This window comes from Aeromicrobium sp. CF3.5 (genome assembly GCF_051262695.1).
Lineage (GTDB): Bacteria > Actinomycetota > Actinomycetes > Propionibacteriales > Nocardioidaceae > Aeromicrobium.
This window is the reverse complement of record NZ_JBIMEZ010000003.1, coordinates 271,022-283,847: the sequence shown is the minus strand read 5'-3', so window position 1 is coordinate 283,847 and position 12,826 is coordinate 271,022. Positions and strand designations below refer to the sequence as shown.

The window sequence follows — 12,826 nt, the reverse complement described above, 5'->3', positions numbered from 1 at the left end:
GTCAGGCGTCCTTCGGCTTGTCGCCGGCCATCACGTAGACGACCTCGGCGATCAGGGCCGGCTTCTCGGCGCCTTCGCGCTCGACGACGAACGTGATGACGGCCTGGGTGCCGATGGGGATCTCGGCAGCCTCCTTGAGCGTGGCGGTGGCGCGCAGGCGCGAGTCGACCGGCACGGGGTTGGGGAAACGGACCTTGTTGGCTCCGTAGTTGACGCCCATCGCGAGGCCCTTGACGTCGTAGATCTGGGCGCTGAACACCGGCAGCAGGGACAGCGTCAGGTAGCCGTGCGCGATCGTCGTGCCGAAGGGACCGTCGGCCGCACGCTCGGGGTCGACGTGAATCCACTGGTGGTCACCGGTCGCGTCGGCGAAGGTGTTGATCTGCTCCTGGGTCACGGTGACCCAGTCACTGGTGCCGAGCTCTTCGCCGGCTGCTGCGATGAAGTCGTCGAGGCTGTCGAACACGCGGGCCATGAGGTACCTCCGGTAAGTGTGGACTAAGCGCTTGCTTAGTTCGCACTCTAACCGGTGACGGCGGTCACGCGCCATCCCCAAGTCCGCTGACGAGTCACGTAGAACCAGCGACGAGTCACACAGACCGGGCGGCGAGTCATCCCTGTGACTCGTCAGTGGGTCTACGTGACTCGTCAGCGGGTCTACGTGACCAGGCGGGCGACCGAAGGGACGGCAGCGAGTGCCGTGGCGATGACGATCGCGACGGTGTCGGCTCGCGACCAGGGCGCGGGCTCGGCCCAGGTGCGCTGCGACGCATCGGCGAAGCCACGTGAGTCCATCGCGATCGACATGGTTCCGGCGCCGCGCAGCGCCGACGCGAGCATCGCGAAGGTCATCGAGCCGGCGTGGCGCACCGGCCCGGTCAGGCCCGTGGGCCCCAACGCGCGCACGCGCCGGACCCGCGAGATCTGCTGGTGCGCCGACTGGAAGTCGGTCATCCGCTGCACCACCGCCACGAAGGAGGCGACGAACCGGCCCGGGACCCGCAGCCGCTGGGCCAGGTAGTCGCCCAGCCGCGACGGATCGATGAACGCGATGATGACAGCGCCCGGCCAGGCGAGGACCAGGATGCGCAGTGCGGCGACCGGGGCGTAGTCGGCGTTGCCGAGGCGCCATGCCGAGTAGGCCACCAGCGCGGAGGAGATCCCGCACAGAGCGAGGCAGGCCAACGGATACCGCCAGCTCGGCAGGAGCAGGACGCCGGCGATCGCGTAGGCCGCAGCCCCCGCAACCGCCGACGGAAGGTCGCGGATCGCGAACGACCCGAGCAGCGACGCGAATCCCACCCACAGCAGGGCCAACGGATTGAGCCGAGCGAGCTGGCTCCTCATGCCCCTCCCCGTCCAGTTCTGACCCCCGCGAGAAGCTCGACCTGGTCGTGGGCCAGGGCAATCAAGTCGACATCGTGGGTCGACGTCGCGACGATGGCGCCCCCCGCGGCAGCAGCGGTCGCCAGACCTGCGACGGCCGCCCACGTCAGCCGGTCCTGGCCGACGGTCGGCTCGTCGAGCAGCACCAGGCCCGGTCGATGCGCGATGGCCGTGGCCAACGACAAGCGTCGTTGCTCTCCCCCGGACAACCGATAGGGGTGCGATCCGGCGACGTGTGTCAGACCGAGCAGGTCGAGCAGCGCCTCGGTGTCGACCGCGCGGCCCAGGCGGCCCGGCGTCGCCTCCACCTCGGCTCGCACGGTCGTCGCGACGAACCCGTGCTCCGGCACCTGCGGAACCCAGCCGACATCGGCAGCGAGGGCTCGCGTCCGACGATCGAGCAGTGCTGGTTCCGGCCCGGTGACGACACCGGAGACCGGCTTCACCAAGCCGCCGAATGCGGCCAGGAGGGTGGACTTGCCCGCACCGCTGGGACCGGTCAGGGCAGTGAGTCGTCCCGGATCGAGCCGCGCATCGACGCGGTCGAGCGCACGGGTGGTGGTCGCGCCGCGCATCGAGCGTGATCGCAGGTCGACGGTCAGGTCGCTCCAGGTGATCGCCTCGACCCTGCGGTGCGGTGCCACCTGCGCGGGGTCGATCGTCACCGGCATCGGCGCGTCAAGACCCGGCATCCAGACACCGGCACGTCCCAAGGATTCACGATGCTCGCGCACGAATCGCTGCGGGTCGGCATCGGCGATCACCGTGCCGTCGCTGCTGAGGACGACCACTCGATCGACGAGGTCGAGCCACGGCTCGAGGCGGTGCTCGACCACGATGAGGGTCGCGTCACGGTCGGCGACCGTGCGCGCCACTGCGTCACGGACCGACGACGCGTGCTCGGCATCGAGCATCGAGGTCGGTTCGTCCAGCAGCACCACGTCGGGTCGCATCGCCAGCACACCGGCCAGGGCGAGCCGCTGCAGCTCGCCGCCCGACAGCGCCGACGTGGGGTGGTCGCGGCCCTGTCGAAGACCGACCGCCTCGAGGGCGGCATCGACTCGTCGCCAGATGTCATCACGCCCCAGACCGAGGTTCTCCGGCCCGAAGGCCACATCACGCCCGATGCGTTCGGCCACCACGGCGTCGCCGGGAGTCTGCGGCACCAGTCCCGCTCGGCCGCCCACCCGCACCGTGCCCTCGAGATCGCCGGGCAGCGTCGAGCCCAGCGCGCCCACCAGCGCGTGCAGCACCGTCGACTTGCCGGCCCCACTGGGGCCGGCAAGCAGCACCCGCTCACCGGGTTCGACCCGTAGGTCGAGCCCGGTGATCACCGGTGCCCGACGACCGAGCGGCCGCCAGGTGAATCCCTCGAGCCGGACGGTGCCGGACTCGCCCATCCGGGCAGTGCCAGACTCGCTCAGACCGCTGACCGTTCGTGCACGTCTCGCCCGGGACCGAAGGCATCGAGCACCCCGGCCCTCGCCAGCGCCCGGGTCAGCAACCAGCCTCCGCCACCGGCGATCACGGCTCCGGAGAGCGCGAAGAAGCCGAGATGGGCCAGACGGTCCGAGGCGGAGAAGACGCCCTCGTAGTAGGCGAACCACTCGTAGACCGACTCGATGGCGCCGGCCGCGGCGCCCGCGATCGCCGCGACGGGCAGCGAGAAGCGTCGGTACAGGAACACCGCGAGGATCAGCTCGGCGCCGAGCCCCTGCCAGAAGCCGGAGACCAGCACGCTCATGCCCCACTCGGTGCCACCGGGCACCAGCCCGGACACCGCAGCGGCTGCGATCTCGGTCGCCAGCGCCGCGCCTGGACGTCGAATGATCAGGCCCCCGACGATGCCGGCCATCAGCCACGGCCCGCCGAGCAGGCCGACCGAGGGCGGGTAGGAGAAGACCGCGAGCCCGGACAGGCCCGCGTAGGCCTTGCCCCAGGCCCAGAAGGTGACACCGAGCGCGACCGCCAGCGTGGCGATCGTGACCAGGTCGATGGTGCGATAGCTCATCGCGTCGCGGGCGGTTCGTGAAGTGGTTGCAGAACTCATCGTGACTCCCTTCGCCGGTACTAACCGGTGCAGGTTCAAGGGTCTGCGGCGGATCCGCACTCTCAGCGCCCTCTGCGTGGCGCTCCCCTGTCGTGTGGCACGACTCTAGCCCGGCTTCTCCTCGAGCGCTTCGGCCGCCTTCGAGATGTTCTTCTGCATCGACCCGAAGATGATGCCGTGGAACGGCAGGATCGACCACCAGTACAGGTGGCCGAGCAGGCCTCGGGGCGCGAACAGCGCGCGGTGGTGGAACGTCGTGGTGCCGCCCTCAGTCGAGCCGACCTGCAGCTCCAACCACGCCAGGCCGGGCAGCTTCATCTCCGCCCGCAGGCGCAGCAGGGTGGCGTCGTCGGTCTCCTCGACGCGCCAGAAGTCGAGGACGTCGCCGATCACGAGGTTCCGGGCGTTGCGGCGTCCGCGGCGCAGGCCGGGGCCGCCGAGGAAGCGGTCGAGGATGCCACGCACCCACCACGCCAGCGCCCAGGAGTACCAGCCGTTCGGACCGCCGATGCCCTCGATGACCGTCCAGAGATTCGCCGGCGAGGCGTCGACCTCGCGGGTGCGCTCGTCCTTGTAGAGCGAGCCGCCAGCCCAATCGGGATCGGTCGGCAGTCCCTCCGACGGCGCTCCGACGGTGGAGGCCGACGTCCACCGGGTGGGGACGTCGAGATTCTGGATCTTGGTCAGCGCCAGCTCGACCGACCGGTCGAATCCGATCAGGCCCTCCGGCGGGTCCGGCACGAAGCCCAAGATGTCGTCGTCGGTGGCCACCACGGTGTTCTTCAGCGACTCCACCAGGGGCCTGGCCAACGAGGCGGGGACGGGCGTGATGAGCCCGACCCAGTGACTGGACAGCCCCGGCGACAGCACCGGGACCGGCAGGACGCGACGCTTGGGCAGGCCCGCGACGGCGGCGTACCGCTGCATCATCTCGAAGTAGGTCAGCACGTCGGGGCCGCCGATGTCGAAGGCGCGGTTGACGTCAGCGGGCAGGTCGGCGCAGCCCACCAGGTAGCGCAGGACGTCGCGCACCGCGATCGGCTGGACCTCGGTGTGCACCCACTTCGGAGTGATCATCACCGGCAGACGCTCGGTCAGGTAGCGCAGCATCTCGAACGACGCAGAACCCGATCCGATGACGACGCCGGCTTGCAGCACGACGGTCGGCACGTTGGACGCGAGCAGGACCGTGCCGACCTCGTGGCGCGATCGCAGGTGCTCGGAGAGCTCTTCGGCCTCGGGATCCATGCCGCCGAGGTAGACGATGCGCTGGACACCTGCCGCCTCCGCCTCGGCGGCGAAGGTCTCGGCGATAGCGCGCTCGGTCGCGACGAAGTCCTCACCGGCGCCGATGGAGTGCAGCAGGAAGAAGGCGACGTCCACACCCTGGAGGGCTAGTCGCACCTCGTCGGCGTGCGCCGCGTCAGCCCGGACGATCTCGACGTCATCAGCCCAGTCGCGCGCCTGGGCCTTGCGCGGGTCGCGAACCATGACGCGCACGTCGTGCCCGGCGGCGAGCAGCTCGGGCACGAGCCGCCCACCCACGTAGCCAGTCGCTCCGGTCACCAGGCTTCGCGTCATGTCCTCAGTCAACGGGACACGCGGTCAGCCCGCAGGTCACCGAGGCAGCAGATCGTTCCGTTCGAACATCGCTGCGGTGTCCCGAGCTGACGGGGAACCGTGGTCGGGGTCGGCTCCACCGGCCAGCAGGACGGCCACCACGGCGTCCTCGCCCTTGAAGATCGCGCCGGCCAGGGGCGACTGGCCGCGGTCGTTGAGGCGGTCCACGTCGGCCCCCCGATCGATCAGGGCCTGCACGGTCGCGGCGTGTCCGTTGTAGGCCGCGAGCATCAGCAGGGTGTTGCCGTCGGGTCCGGTCAGGTCCGCCGGCACGGACCGGTCGACCAGCTCGGCCAACGACTCGGTGTCACCGGTGCGAGCGAGGTCGAGCACCTGGTGGGCCAGCTCGACCAGCTGCGGGTCGAGGTCTTCGGGGTCACTCACGCACCCGAGCCTATGGGGCTGACGTGTGGGCGTGAGCCATGATGGCTGCATGTCCGTGCGCACCCCTGACCCGAATCCCGGCTGGCTCTCCGACATCGCCCTGGAGGAGACGCGTTCGCGCGTGCCGATCCTTTACGTCGAAGCCGTGCCCGTGCGCGTCGACTCCTTGGGCCTGGTCGAGTCCGTCGGCGTGCTGCTGCGCGGATCGGCGACCGGCGAGATGACGCACACGCTCGTCTCGGGCCGGGTCATGCACGGCGAGTCGGTGCGCGAGGCGCTGATGCGCAACCTCGAGAAGGATCTCGGACCCACCGCGTTCCCGCAGCTCCCCGTCAGCACCGTCCCGTTCACGGTGGGCGAGTACTTCCCGCTGCCTGGCGTCTCGCCCTTGCACGATCCGCGACAGCACGCGGTCGCGCTGACCTACGTCGTGCCGGTCACCGGTGACTGCGCTCCGCGCCAGGACGCGCTCGAGCTCAGCTGGTTGACCCCCGACGAGCTGATGCGGCGCGAGATCCTCGACAACATGGAGGGCGGCCGCGGCGCGCTCGTCCGCGAGGCCCTGGCCCACCTCGGCGCACTCCCAGCGTGACCCTCCGGGTCCGCGAGGCAGGTCCGTCAGATCTCAAGGCGATCCTGGCGCTGACCGTCGAGGACTCGCAGCACTACTTCGACGAGCCCGATCACGTCACCGAGAACCAGCGGGCCGCACTCGCCGAGATCACCGCCGATCCGAACCAACAGATGCTGGTCGGTGAGGTCGATGACCCCGCGCTCTCCAGGACTGTCGTGTGCACGGCGCAGGTGACGTGGATGCGCATGCTCGCGTCCGACGGCGGCCTGTACTGCCAGGTCGAGGCGGTCCGCACCGCAGCGGCTCGTCGCGGCGAGGGAATCGGCGCAGCCCTGATGACGCACATCGAGGACGCCGCCCGAGCACGCGGAGCGGCGCGCATCCAGCTGACGTCCAACCGGGCGCGCACCCGCGCCCATGCCTTCTACGAGCGTCTCGGCTACGACGCCAGTCACGTCGGGATGAAGAAGTACCTCTAGAGCGAACCCGTTCCGAGCACCGAAGCGGTGGCCCTGTCCGGGAAGTCCGACGGCCGACAGCGTCACCGCCCCCGGGCTGACCGGCCGGCGATCAGTACGGTGAATCCACCATGTCCGACCAGGCTCCCACCACCCCGGCGCCGAACCGGTGGTTGATGCTCGCGGTGTCGATGACCGGACAGATCGCCGGCACGTTGTTCGTCAACGCCGCCCCGTTCCTGATTCCCTACCTGGTGCGTGAGCGGGGGCTGAGCCTCGTGCAGGCCGGCTTCGTCGCCTCGGCCCCCCTGCTCGGCATCACGCTGACGCTGTTCGCATGGGGCATCGTCGTCGACCGGCTGGGCGAGCGGTTCTCGATGGTCACCGGCCTGGGTCTCGTGACTCTCGCGGCCCTCGCCGCGGCGTGGTCGGACTCCTTGGTCGCCCTGGCCGCGTTCCTGCTCATCGGAGGAGCGGCCGGTGGCAGCACGAACTCGGCCAGCGGTCGCATCGTGGTCGGCTGGTTCCCGCCGCACCGGCGCGGCTTCGCCATGGGCATCCGGCAGACCGGACTGCCGCTGGGTGTCGGACTGGCCGCCGTGCTGGTGCCCAACCTCGTCGCCGCACGCGGCCTCACCACGACGCTGCTCGTGATCGCCGGCGCCTGCGCCGTCGGCACCGCCCTCTGCGCCGTCCTGATCGTCGACCCTCCTCGCCCGGACCGTGCCGCTGCCGAGTCGCAGCAACACCTGGCCAGCCCGTATCGCGGAGATCGGCGGCTCGCTCGCATCCACCTGGTCTCGATGATGCTGGTGGTGCCGCAGTTCACGGTCTGGACCTACATGCTGGTCTGGCTGATCGACACCAAGGACTGGACGACGCACTGGGCCAGCATCCTCGTGGCGGTCACCCAGCTGCTCGGAGCCGCGGGCCGCATCGGCGTCGGGGCGTGGTCGGACCGCGCGGGCAGTCGGCTGGTGCCGTTGCGCCAGGTCGCGATCATCGCCGCCGCGACCATGCTGCTGCTCGGCGCGACCGAGGCCACGCCGGTCGCGATCGCCCTGATCGTCCTCGCCACCGTGGTGACCGTCGCCCCCAACGGCCTGGCATTCACCGCGGTGGCCGAGATCGGCGGTCCGTTCTGGTCCGGGCGTGCGATGGGCATCCAGAACACCGGTCAGTACCTGGTGTCGGCGATCGTCCCGCCGGTCGTGGGCGCCTTGATCACCGGACTCGGCTATGGCTGGGCCTTCGCCCTGGTTGCCGTGTTCCCGCTCGCCGCGATCGCCCTGGTGCCGGTGCGCGATGAGGCTTCCGCCGGCCGCTGAATCGTCGTAGCGTCGCGACATGTGCCGCAACATCGTCCCGCTGAACAACTTCGAGCCCGCCGCGACCGACGCAGAGTGCCACGACGCCGCCCTGCAGTTCGTCCGCAAGATCGCAGGAACCACCAAACCGAGCCAGGCGAATCAGGCGACCTTCGACGCCGCCGTCGAGGAGATCGCCCGGAGCACGCGCGCCCTGATCGACGGGCTCGTCACCACCGCTCCGCCCAAGAATCGTGAGGCCGAGGCGGACAAGCGCAAGGCTCGATCCGCCGAGCGCTACGAGGCGATCCGGGTGTTCCAGCAGACCAAGCGCGAGGCCGCCAGCACCAACGGCTCCGAGAGGTGAGGGAGCGGTGACTCTGCGTCCCATCCCGGGGCTTGTAGGGACGCCACGCCACCGGCCCCTGTGACACACGAGCCCGCTGGGAGTGCTGAGGACCCAGCGACTCACGGGATCCACCATGCGGACAGCCGCACCTCCCCCAGAGAGTCACGCCCCGCTCACGTCCCCAGCCCGGCGAAGCCGGATCCCCAGGCGTTCTACGTCAACCGACCAACCAGCTCGCGGCCCAGCGCCGTCCCGGAGAGCCACGCACCCTCGACCTTCGGCTGCGGACCCCAGCCGTCACCGCAGGCACCGATCATCCGATCGCTGAGCAGGAAGGGTGCGTCGCGCGCATGCTCGGCCGGCTTGGCGAGCGACCACCGATGCACGTGGGTCCGACGAGGCGCGTCCTCGAGCGACAGCACCCGGGCGAGCGCCTCGACCATCTCGGGGCGGGCTGCCTCCGGCACCTCCAGGTGCTGGGCGGCGAACTCGGAAGTGGAGTGCGCGACCAGCACCGGGGCACCGTCCCCGCGACGACGGCCGTCGTCGGCGACGAAGTCGAGCACGGGGTCCTCGTTGACGAAGGCACCGTCGAACCCGGGGTCGATCGTGCGCGCCCACTCCCGGTCGGCGTAGGTCGCCGCCAGGGCGAGCACCGGGTCGCTGCCGCGATCGAGGGCGTCGACCTCGGGGGCGTCGTCGGCGAGCAGGCGCAGCGCCTGGGTGTCGGGCATGGCCAGCACGACCGCTGAGGCGTGCGCGCGATCGACGATGAGTCGCGATCCCGAGGGCGCCACTCGCTGCACCGTCTGGTGGCGCACGTCGAGTCCCGTGGCGAGCTCCTCGACCAGGGTGCGCAGACCGCCGGGCGTGCCCCAGCGCATCGGCCCGGTCTTCACCGACGGCTCGGCGTCGGGGGCGAGCACGTGGAAGGAGTCGGTCCAGGGGCGGGCGAGACCCGCGTCCTGCCAGCGCTCGACCACGGCGCCGAATCGGTCGTCGGAGGCTGACCCACCGTCATCAGAGAGGGTGAAGTACGACGCCCCGAGGTCGACCGGGCGGTCCCCGAGACGTCGCGTGGCCATCCGGCCACCGACCCGACGGCCACGGTCGAGCACCACCACGGGAAGTCCGGCGTCCGCGAGCGTTCGGGCACAGGCCACGCCAGCGATGCCGGCTCCGACCACGATGACTGGATCCACCTGCCCAGCCTGTCAGGTTCTCGACCCGACCGCCGCCGCGACGGTGTCTCGCATCACGGTCTGACCGCTTTGGGTCCCCTAACCCGACGGCAGCACCCCCGAGCGATTAGTGTCACCCCTACTGTCAAGGTCCGCTCTGCACCCGAAAAGAGGCCTCCATGCAGGTCGCCGCGATCGTCATCTCGCTGCTGTTCACCGTTGTTGCCGTCCCCCTGACCATCCTCGCGGTCCGCTCGATGCTTGCGGTGCTGCGCACCGGTCAGCCGACGGTGGGTCGCACGGACCAGCCGATGAAGCGCACGGTCAACATGCTCATCGAGACCGTCGGCCACACGCGCATGCTGCAGCGTCCGTGGATCGGGGCGCTCCACTGGTTCGTGTACGCGGCGTTCATCATCCTCAGCACATCGGTCGCACAGGCGTTCTTCCAGCTGTTCGACGCCGAGTTCGTCTGGCCCCTCATCGGCCACTTCTTCTTGTACGAGTGGATCGCCGAGGGCCTTGGTCTGCTCGGAACGCTCGCGATCCTCCCGCTGATCGTCTATCGACAGGTCATCCACCCGCGCCGCCTCGGCCGCAAGAGCCGCTTCTTCGGCTCGAGCTTCAGCCAGGCCTACTTCGTCGAGTTCATGGTGCTGCTGGAGAGCTCGGCCATCTTGTTCATCCGCGGCGCCGAGTACAACCTGTACCAGGCACGCGGCGGCGAGGACGCCGAGAAGTACGCCAACGGCTTCCACTTCCCGATCGCGCAGTACGTCGGGAACCTGTTCCCCACCGGCGAGGCGTCGATCGGGACGCTCGAGAACATCATCTACGTGATCGCTGCGATCAAGATCGTGTCCGCGATGATCTGGTTGATCGTGATCGCCCGCACCCTGACCATGGGCATCGCCTGGCACCGGTTCACCGCGTGGCCGAACATCTGGTTCAAGCGTCAGGCGGACGGCAGCACGGCCCTCGGTGGCCTCGAGCCGATCCGGATCAACGGCAAGGCCCTCGACATGGACGCGCTGGAGGACCTCGAGGAGGAGGACTTCGAGAAGCTTGGCGTCGGCAAGGTCGAGGACTTCTCCTGGAAGGGCATCCTGGACTTCACCACCTGCACCGAGTGTGGCCGCTGCCAGAGCCAGTGTCCCGCCTGGAACACCGAGAAGCCGCTGTCGCCCAAGCTGTTGGTCATGGGCCTGCGGGAGCATGCCTATGCCAAGGCCGAGCTGTCGGCGATCCCGGAGGCGGACCGGACCGAGGAGCAGGTCAAGGAGCTGGAGCGCCCGTTGATCGGTGACGAGGCCGCGTACGGCGTCATCGACCCCGACGTCCTGTGGTCGTGCACCAACTGTGGTGCCTGCGTCCAGCAGTGCCCGGTCGACATCGAGCACGTCGACCACATCGAGGACATGCGCCGCTTCCAGGTGCTGGTGGAGAGCAACTTCCCCACCGAGCTGAACAACATCTTCAAGGGTCTGGAGCGCAAGGGAAACCCGTGGGGCATGGATCCCAAGAGCCGCATGGACTGGGCCAAGGGGCTGGATTTCGAGGTCAAGCAGGTCGGCGTGGACGTGGAGTCGCTCGACGAGGTCGACTGGCTGTTCTGGGTCGGTTGTGCCGGCGCGTTCGAGGATCGCGCCAAGAAGACGACACAGGCCGTGGCCGAGCTGCTCGACACGGCGGGCGTCTCGTTCGCGGTGCTGGGCGATGGCGAGACCTGCACCGGCGATCCGGCCCGTCGTGCGGGCAACGAGATCGTGTTCATGCAGCTGGCGATGGAGAACGCCGAGGTCTTCAAGGAGACGAAGGTCAAGAAGGTCGTGTCGACCTGTGCGCACTGCTTCAACACGTTGAAGAATGAGTACGCCGAGTTCGGTGTCGAGTTGGAGGTCGTGCACCACACGCAGCTGCTGAACCGTCTGGTGCGCGAGGGCAAGCTCAAGCCGGTTGCGCCGTCGACGGAGGAGAGCAAGAAGATCACGTACCACGACCCCTGCTTCCTGGGTCGTCACAACCAGGTCTATGAGCCCCCGCGCGAGCTGTTGCAGGTCATTCCGGGTGCGGAGTTCACCGAGATGCCGCGCAACTCGGAGAAGTCGTTCTGCTGTGGCGCCGGCGGCGCCCGCATGTGGATGGAGGAGAACCTCGGGTCGCGCATCAACGTGAACCGCGCCGAGGAGGCCATCGCCACGGGCGCCGATCAGATCGCCGTGGGCTGCCCGTTCTGCCGGGTCATGCTGTCCGACGGTCTGACGCTCAAGCAGAGCGAGGGCGAGGCTCGCGAGGAGGTCGAGGTGCTCGACGTCGCGCAGATGTTGCTGGCCTCGATCAAGCGCAAGCCGACTGCTGCGGACACGGCCGCTGTGGGGTCGGAGGCCGAGACGGCGACTGCGGGGGCTGCCACCGAGGCGGACTCGGCCTCATCCAGCACCGAGGCGGACTCGGCCTCATCCAGCACCGAGGCGGAGCCCGATGCGGCCGACGAGGCGAACCCCGAGTCGGTCACCGAGACCGCCGATGTCGGCGCCGCCGCCGAGGCGCACACCGAGGGTGACGAGATCTCGAGCGAGACGCCCACGGATGCCGAGGCAGCGGTCGAGCACGACGTCGAGGTCGACGCCAAGGGTGCGGCTGACCCGCTGACCACCGAGCCGGAGGCGACCAAGAGTTCAGAGCCGGAGGCGACCAAGGCTCCCGAGCCGGAGGCGACCAGCGAGCCTGGCCAGGCCGAGACCGACGAGCGCGAGGCGTCGGACAAGGAGGATGCTGCCTGGGCCAATGTCGGCGCGGTGAACACCGACGACGCGCCAGCGGAGACGGCATCTACGACCGATCCGGAGCCGGGCGACTCGGAGAATCCCGAGGCCGAGTCGGTGCCCGAGGAGTCCGATGACGAGCCGGAGGTTCCGGCCACGTCGGAGCCCGAAGGGTCTCCGGCCGAGGAGGTCAGCGACGTTCCGGACGAGGACGAGCCGGTCGACGGTGACGCTCGCGAGGAGGAGAAGCAGGCCTCCGAGACGAGCCTCGCCTCGAGCGACGACGCCGATGACCGCGAGGCGTCCGAGAAGGAGAAGGCCGCCTGGGCGAACGTCGGCCCGGTGCAGACCGACGACGCGCCAGCGGAGACGGCGTCCACGACCGATCCGGAGCCGGGCGACTCGGAGAATCCCGAGGTCGAGTCGGTGCCCGAGGAGTCCGACGACGAGCCGGAGGTTCCGGCCACGTCAGAGCCCGAAGGGTCACCGGCCGAGGAGGTCACCGGCGTCCCGGACGAGGACGAGCCGGTCGACGGTGACGCTCGCGAGGAGGAGAAGCGGGCCGCCGAGACCGACGAGACCTCGACCGAGGTGACCGGCGAGGTCGTCTCGATCGAGGACGGTTCCGATCCCGATCCGGTCGATGCCGATGTCGCGCCGTTGACGGAGGCGAATCCCAGCGGCAAGGATCTGAGCTCTTCGGCCACCGACGTGGTGCCGGACCCCGAGAACAAGAAGTCGGACGGGTAGCG

The 12,826-nt window shown here is 69.6% G+C and carries 12 protein-coding genes and 1 riboswitch; of the genes, 5 read left to right on the top strand and 7 right to left on the bottom strand.

The window, feature by feature from the left end:
- Position 1 precedes the first annotated feature (1 nt).
- From ACHAA3_RS08215 to ACHAA3_RS08190, 6 genes are all read right to left on the bottom strand, one after another.
- Entirely contained in the window at positions 2 to 475 is a 474-nt protein-coding gene (locus ACHAA3_RS08215; RefSeq protein ID WP_435708494.1) for a MaoC family dehydratase, read from the bottom strand.
- 182 nt (positions 476 to 657) lie between these two features.
- A complete protein-coding gene (locus ACHAA3_RS08210) occupies positions 658 to 1,347 on the bottom strand; it encodes an energy-coupling factor transporter transmembrane component T family protein (RefSeq protein ID WP_435708493.1) in 690 nt (229 codons plus the stop codon).
- Entirely contained in the window at positions 1,344 to 2,786 is a 1,443-nt protein-coding gene (locus ACHAA3_RS08205; RefSeq protein ID WP_435708492.1) for an ABC transporter ATP-binding protein, read from the bottom strand. Before ACHAA3_RS08205 ends, ACHAA3_RS08210 begins: the two co-directional genes overlap by 4 nt.
- A gap of 20 nt (positions 2,787 to 2,806) precedes the next feature.
- Positions 2,807 to 3,436, bottom strand: a complete 630-nt coding sequence (locus ACHAA3_RS08200; RefSeq protein ID WP_435708491.1) for an ECF transporter S component — start codon at positions 3,434 to 3,436, stop codon at positions 2,807 to 2,809.
- A riboswitch (TPP riboswitch) is annotated at positions 3,426 to 3,535 on the bottom strand. Its footprint overlaps the gene before it by 11 nt.
- A 6-nt stretch (positions 3,536 to 3,541) precedes the next feature.
- Positions 3,542 to 5,017 (bottom strand): SDR family oxidoreductase, encoded by a 1,476-nt coding sequence (locus tag ACHAA3_RS08195; RefSeq protein ID WP_435708490.1) that lies wholly within the window; start codon positions 5,015 to 5,017, stop codon positions 3,542 to 3,544.
- A 36-nt stretch (positions 5,018 to 5,053) separates the two neighbouring features.
- Entirely contained in the window at positions 5,054 to 5,440 is a 387-nt protein-coding gene (locus tag ACHAA3_RS08190) for an ankyrin repeat domain-containing protein (RefSeq protein ID WP_435708489.1), read from the bottom strand.
- A gap of 49 nt (positions 5,441 to 5,489) precedes the next feature.
- Here ACHAA3_RS08190 and ACHAA3_RS08185 point away from each other — a divergent pair, with 49 nt between their 5' ends.
- From ACHAA3_RS08185 to ACHAA3_RS08170, 4 genes are all read left to right on the top strand, one after another.
- Positions 5,490 to 6,032: an NUDIX hydrolase family protein gene (locus tag ACHAA3_RS08185; protein WP_435708488.1), complete on the top strand. Its 543-nt coding sequence runs from the start codon at positions 5,490 to 5,492 to the stop codon at positions 6,030 to 6,032.
- On the top strand, positions 6,029 to 6,493 hold the full coding sequence (locus ACHAA3_RS08180; RefSeq protein ID WP_435708487.1) for an N-acetyltransferase family protein: 465 nt from the start codon (positions 6,029 to 6,031) through the stop codon (positions 6,491 to 6,493). Before ACHAA3_RS08185 ends, ACHAA3_RS08180 begins: the two co-directional genes overlap by 4 nt.
- 110 nt (positions 6,494 to 6,603) lie before the next feature.
- Entirely contained in the window at positions 6,604 to 7,800 is a 1,197-nt protein-coding gene (locus ACHAA3_RS08175) for an MFS transporter (protein ID WP_435708486.1), read from the top strand.
- 19 nt (positions 7,801 to 7,819) lie between these two features.
- Positions 7,820 to 8,146, top strand: a complete 327-nt coding sequence (locus ACHAA3_RS08170; RefSeq protein WP_435708485.1) for a DUF2277 domain-containing protein — start codon at positions 7,820 to 7,822, stop codon at positions 8,144 to 8,146.
- 194 nt (positions 8,147 to 8,340) lie between these two features.
- Here the strand turns inward: ACHAA3_RS08170 and ACHAA3_RS08165 are convergent, their stop codons facing one another.
- On the bottom strand, positions 8,341 to 9,330 hold the full coding sequence (locus tag ACHAA3_RS08165) for an NAD(P)/FAD-dependent oxidoreductase (RefSeq protein WP_435708484.1): 990 nt from the start codon (positions 9,328 to 9,330) through the stop codon (positions 8,341 to 8,343).
- Between the two features lie 158 nt (positions 9,331 to 9,488).
- On the opposite strand from ACHAA3_RS08165, the gene ACHAA3_RS08160 reads away from it, so the two are divergent.
- The gene (locus ACHAA3_RS08160; RefSeq protein ID WP_435708483.1) at positions 9,489 to 12,824 is read left to right on the top strand and encodes a heterodisulfide reductase-related iron-sulfur binding cluster; all 3,336 of its coding nucleotides are present in this window, start codon (positions 9,489 to 9,491) and stop codon (positions 12,822 to 12,824) included.
- Positions 12,825 to 12,826 lie beyond the last annotated feature (2 nt).

Coding starts and splice junctions, on each gene's coding strand:
- ACHAA3_RS08175 (WP_435708486.1), top strand. CDS start 6,604: ATGTCCGACCAGGCTCCCACCACCCCGGCGCCGAACCGGTGGTTGATG.
- ACHAA3_RS08215 (WP_435708494.1), bottom strand. CDS start 475: ATGGCCCGCGTGTTCGACAGCCTCGACGACTTCATCGCAGCAGCCGGC.
- ACHAA3_RS08160 (WP_435708483.1), top strand. CDS start 9,489: ATGCAGGTCGCCGCGATCGTCATCTCGCTGCTGTTCACCGTTGTTGCC.
- ACHAA3_RS08185 (WP_435708488.1), top strand. CDS start 5,490: ATGTCCGTGCGCACCCCTGACCCGAATCCCGGCTGGCTCTCCGACATC.
- ACHAA3_RS08205 (WP_435708492.1), bottom strand. CDS start 2,786: ATGGGCGAGTCCGGCACCGTCCGGCTCGAGGGATTCACCTGGCGGCCG.
- ACHAA3_RS08210 (WP_435708493.1), bottom strand. CDS start 1,347: ATGAGGAGCCAGCTCGCTCGGCTCAATCCGTTGGCCCTGCTGTGGGTG.
- ACHAA3_RS08200 (WP_435708491.1), bottom strand. CDS start 3,436: ATGAGTTCTGCAACCACTTCACGAACCGCCCGCGACGCGATGAGCTAT.
- ACHAA3_RS08170 (WP_435708485.1), top strand. CDS start 7,820: ATGTGCCGCAACATCGTCCCGCTGAACAACTTCGAGCCCGCCGCGACC.
- ACHAA3_RS08195 (WP_435708490.1), bottom strand. CDS start 5,017: ATGACGCGAAGCCTGGTGACCGGAGCGACTGGCTACGTGGGTGGGCGG.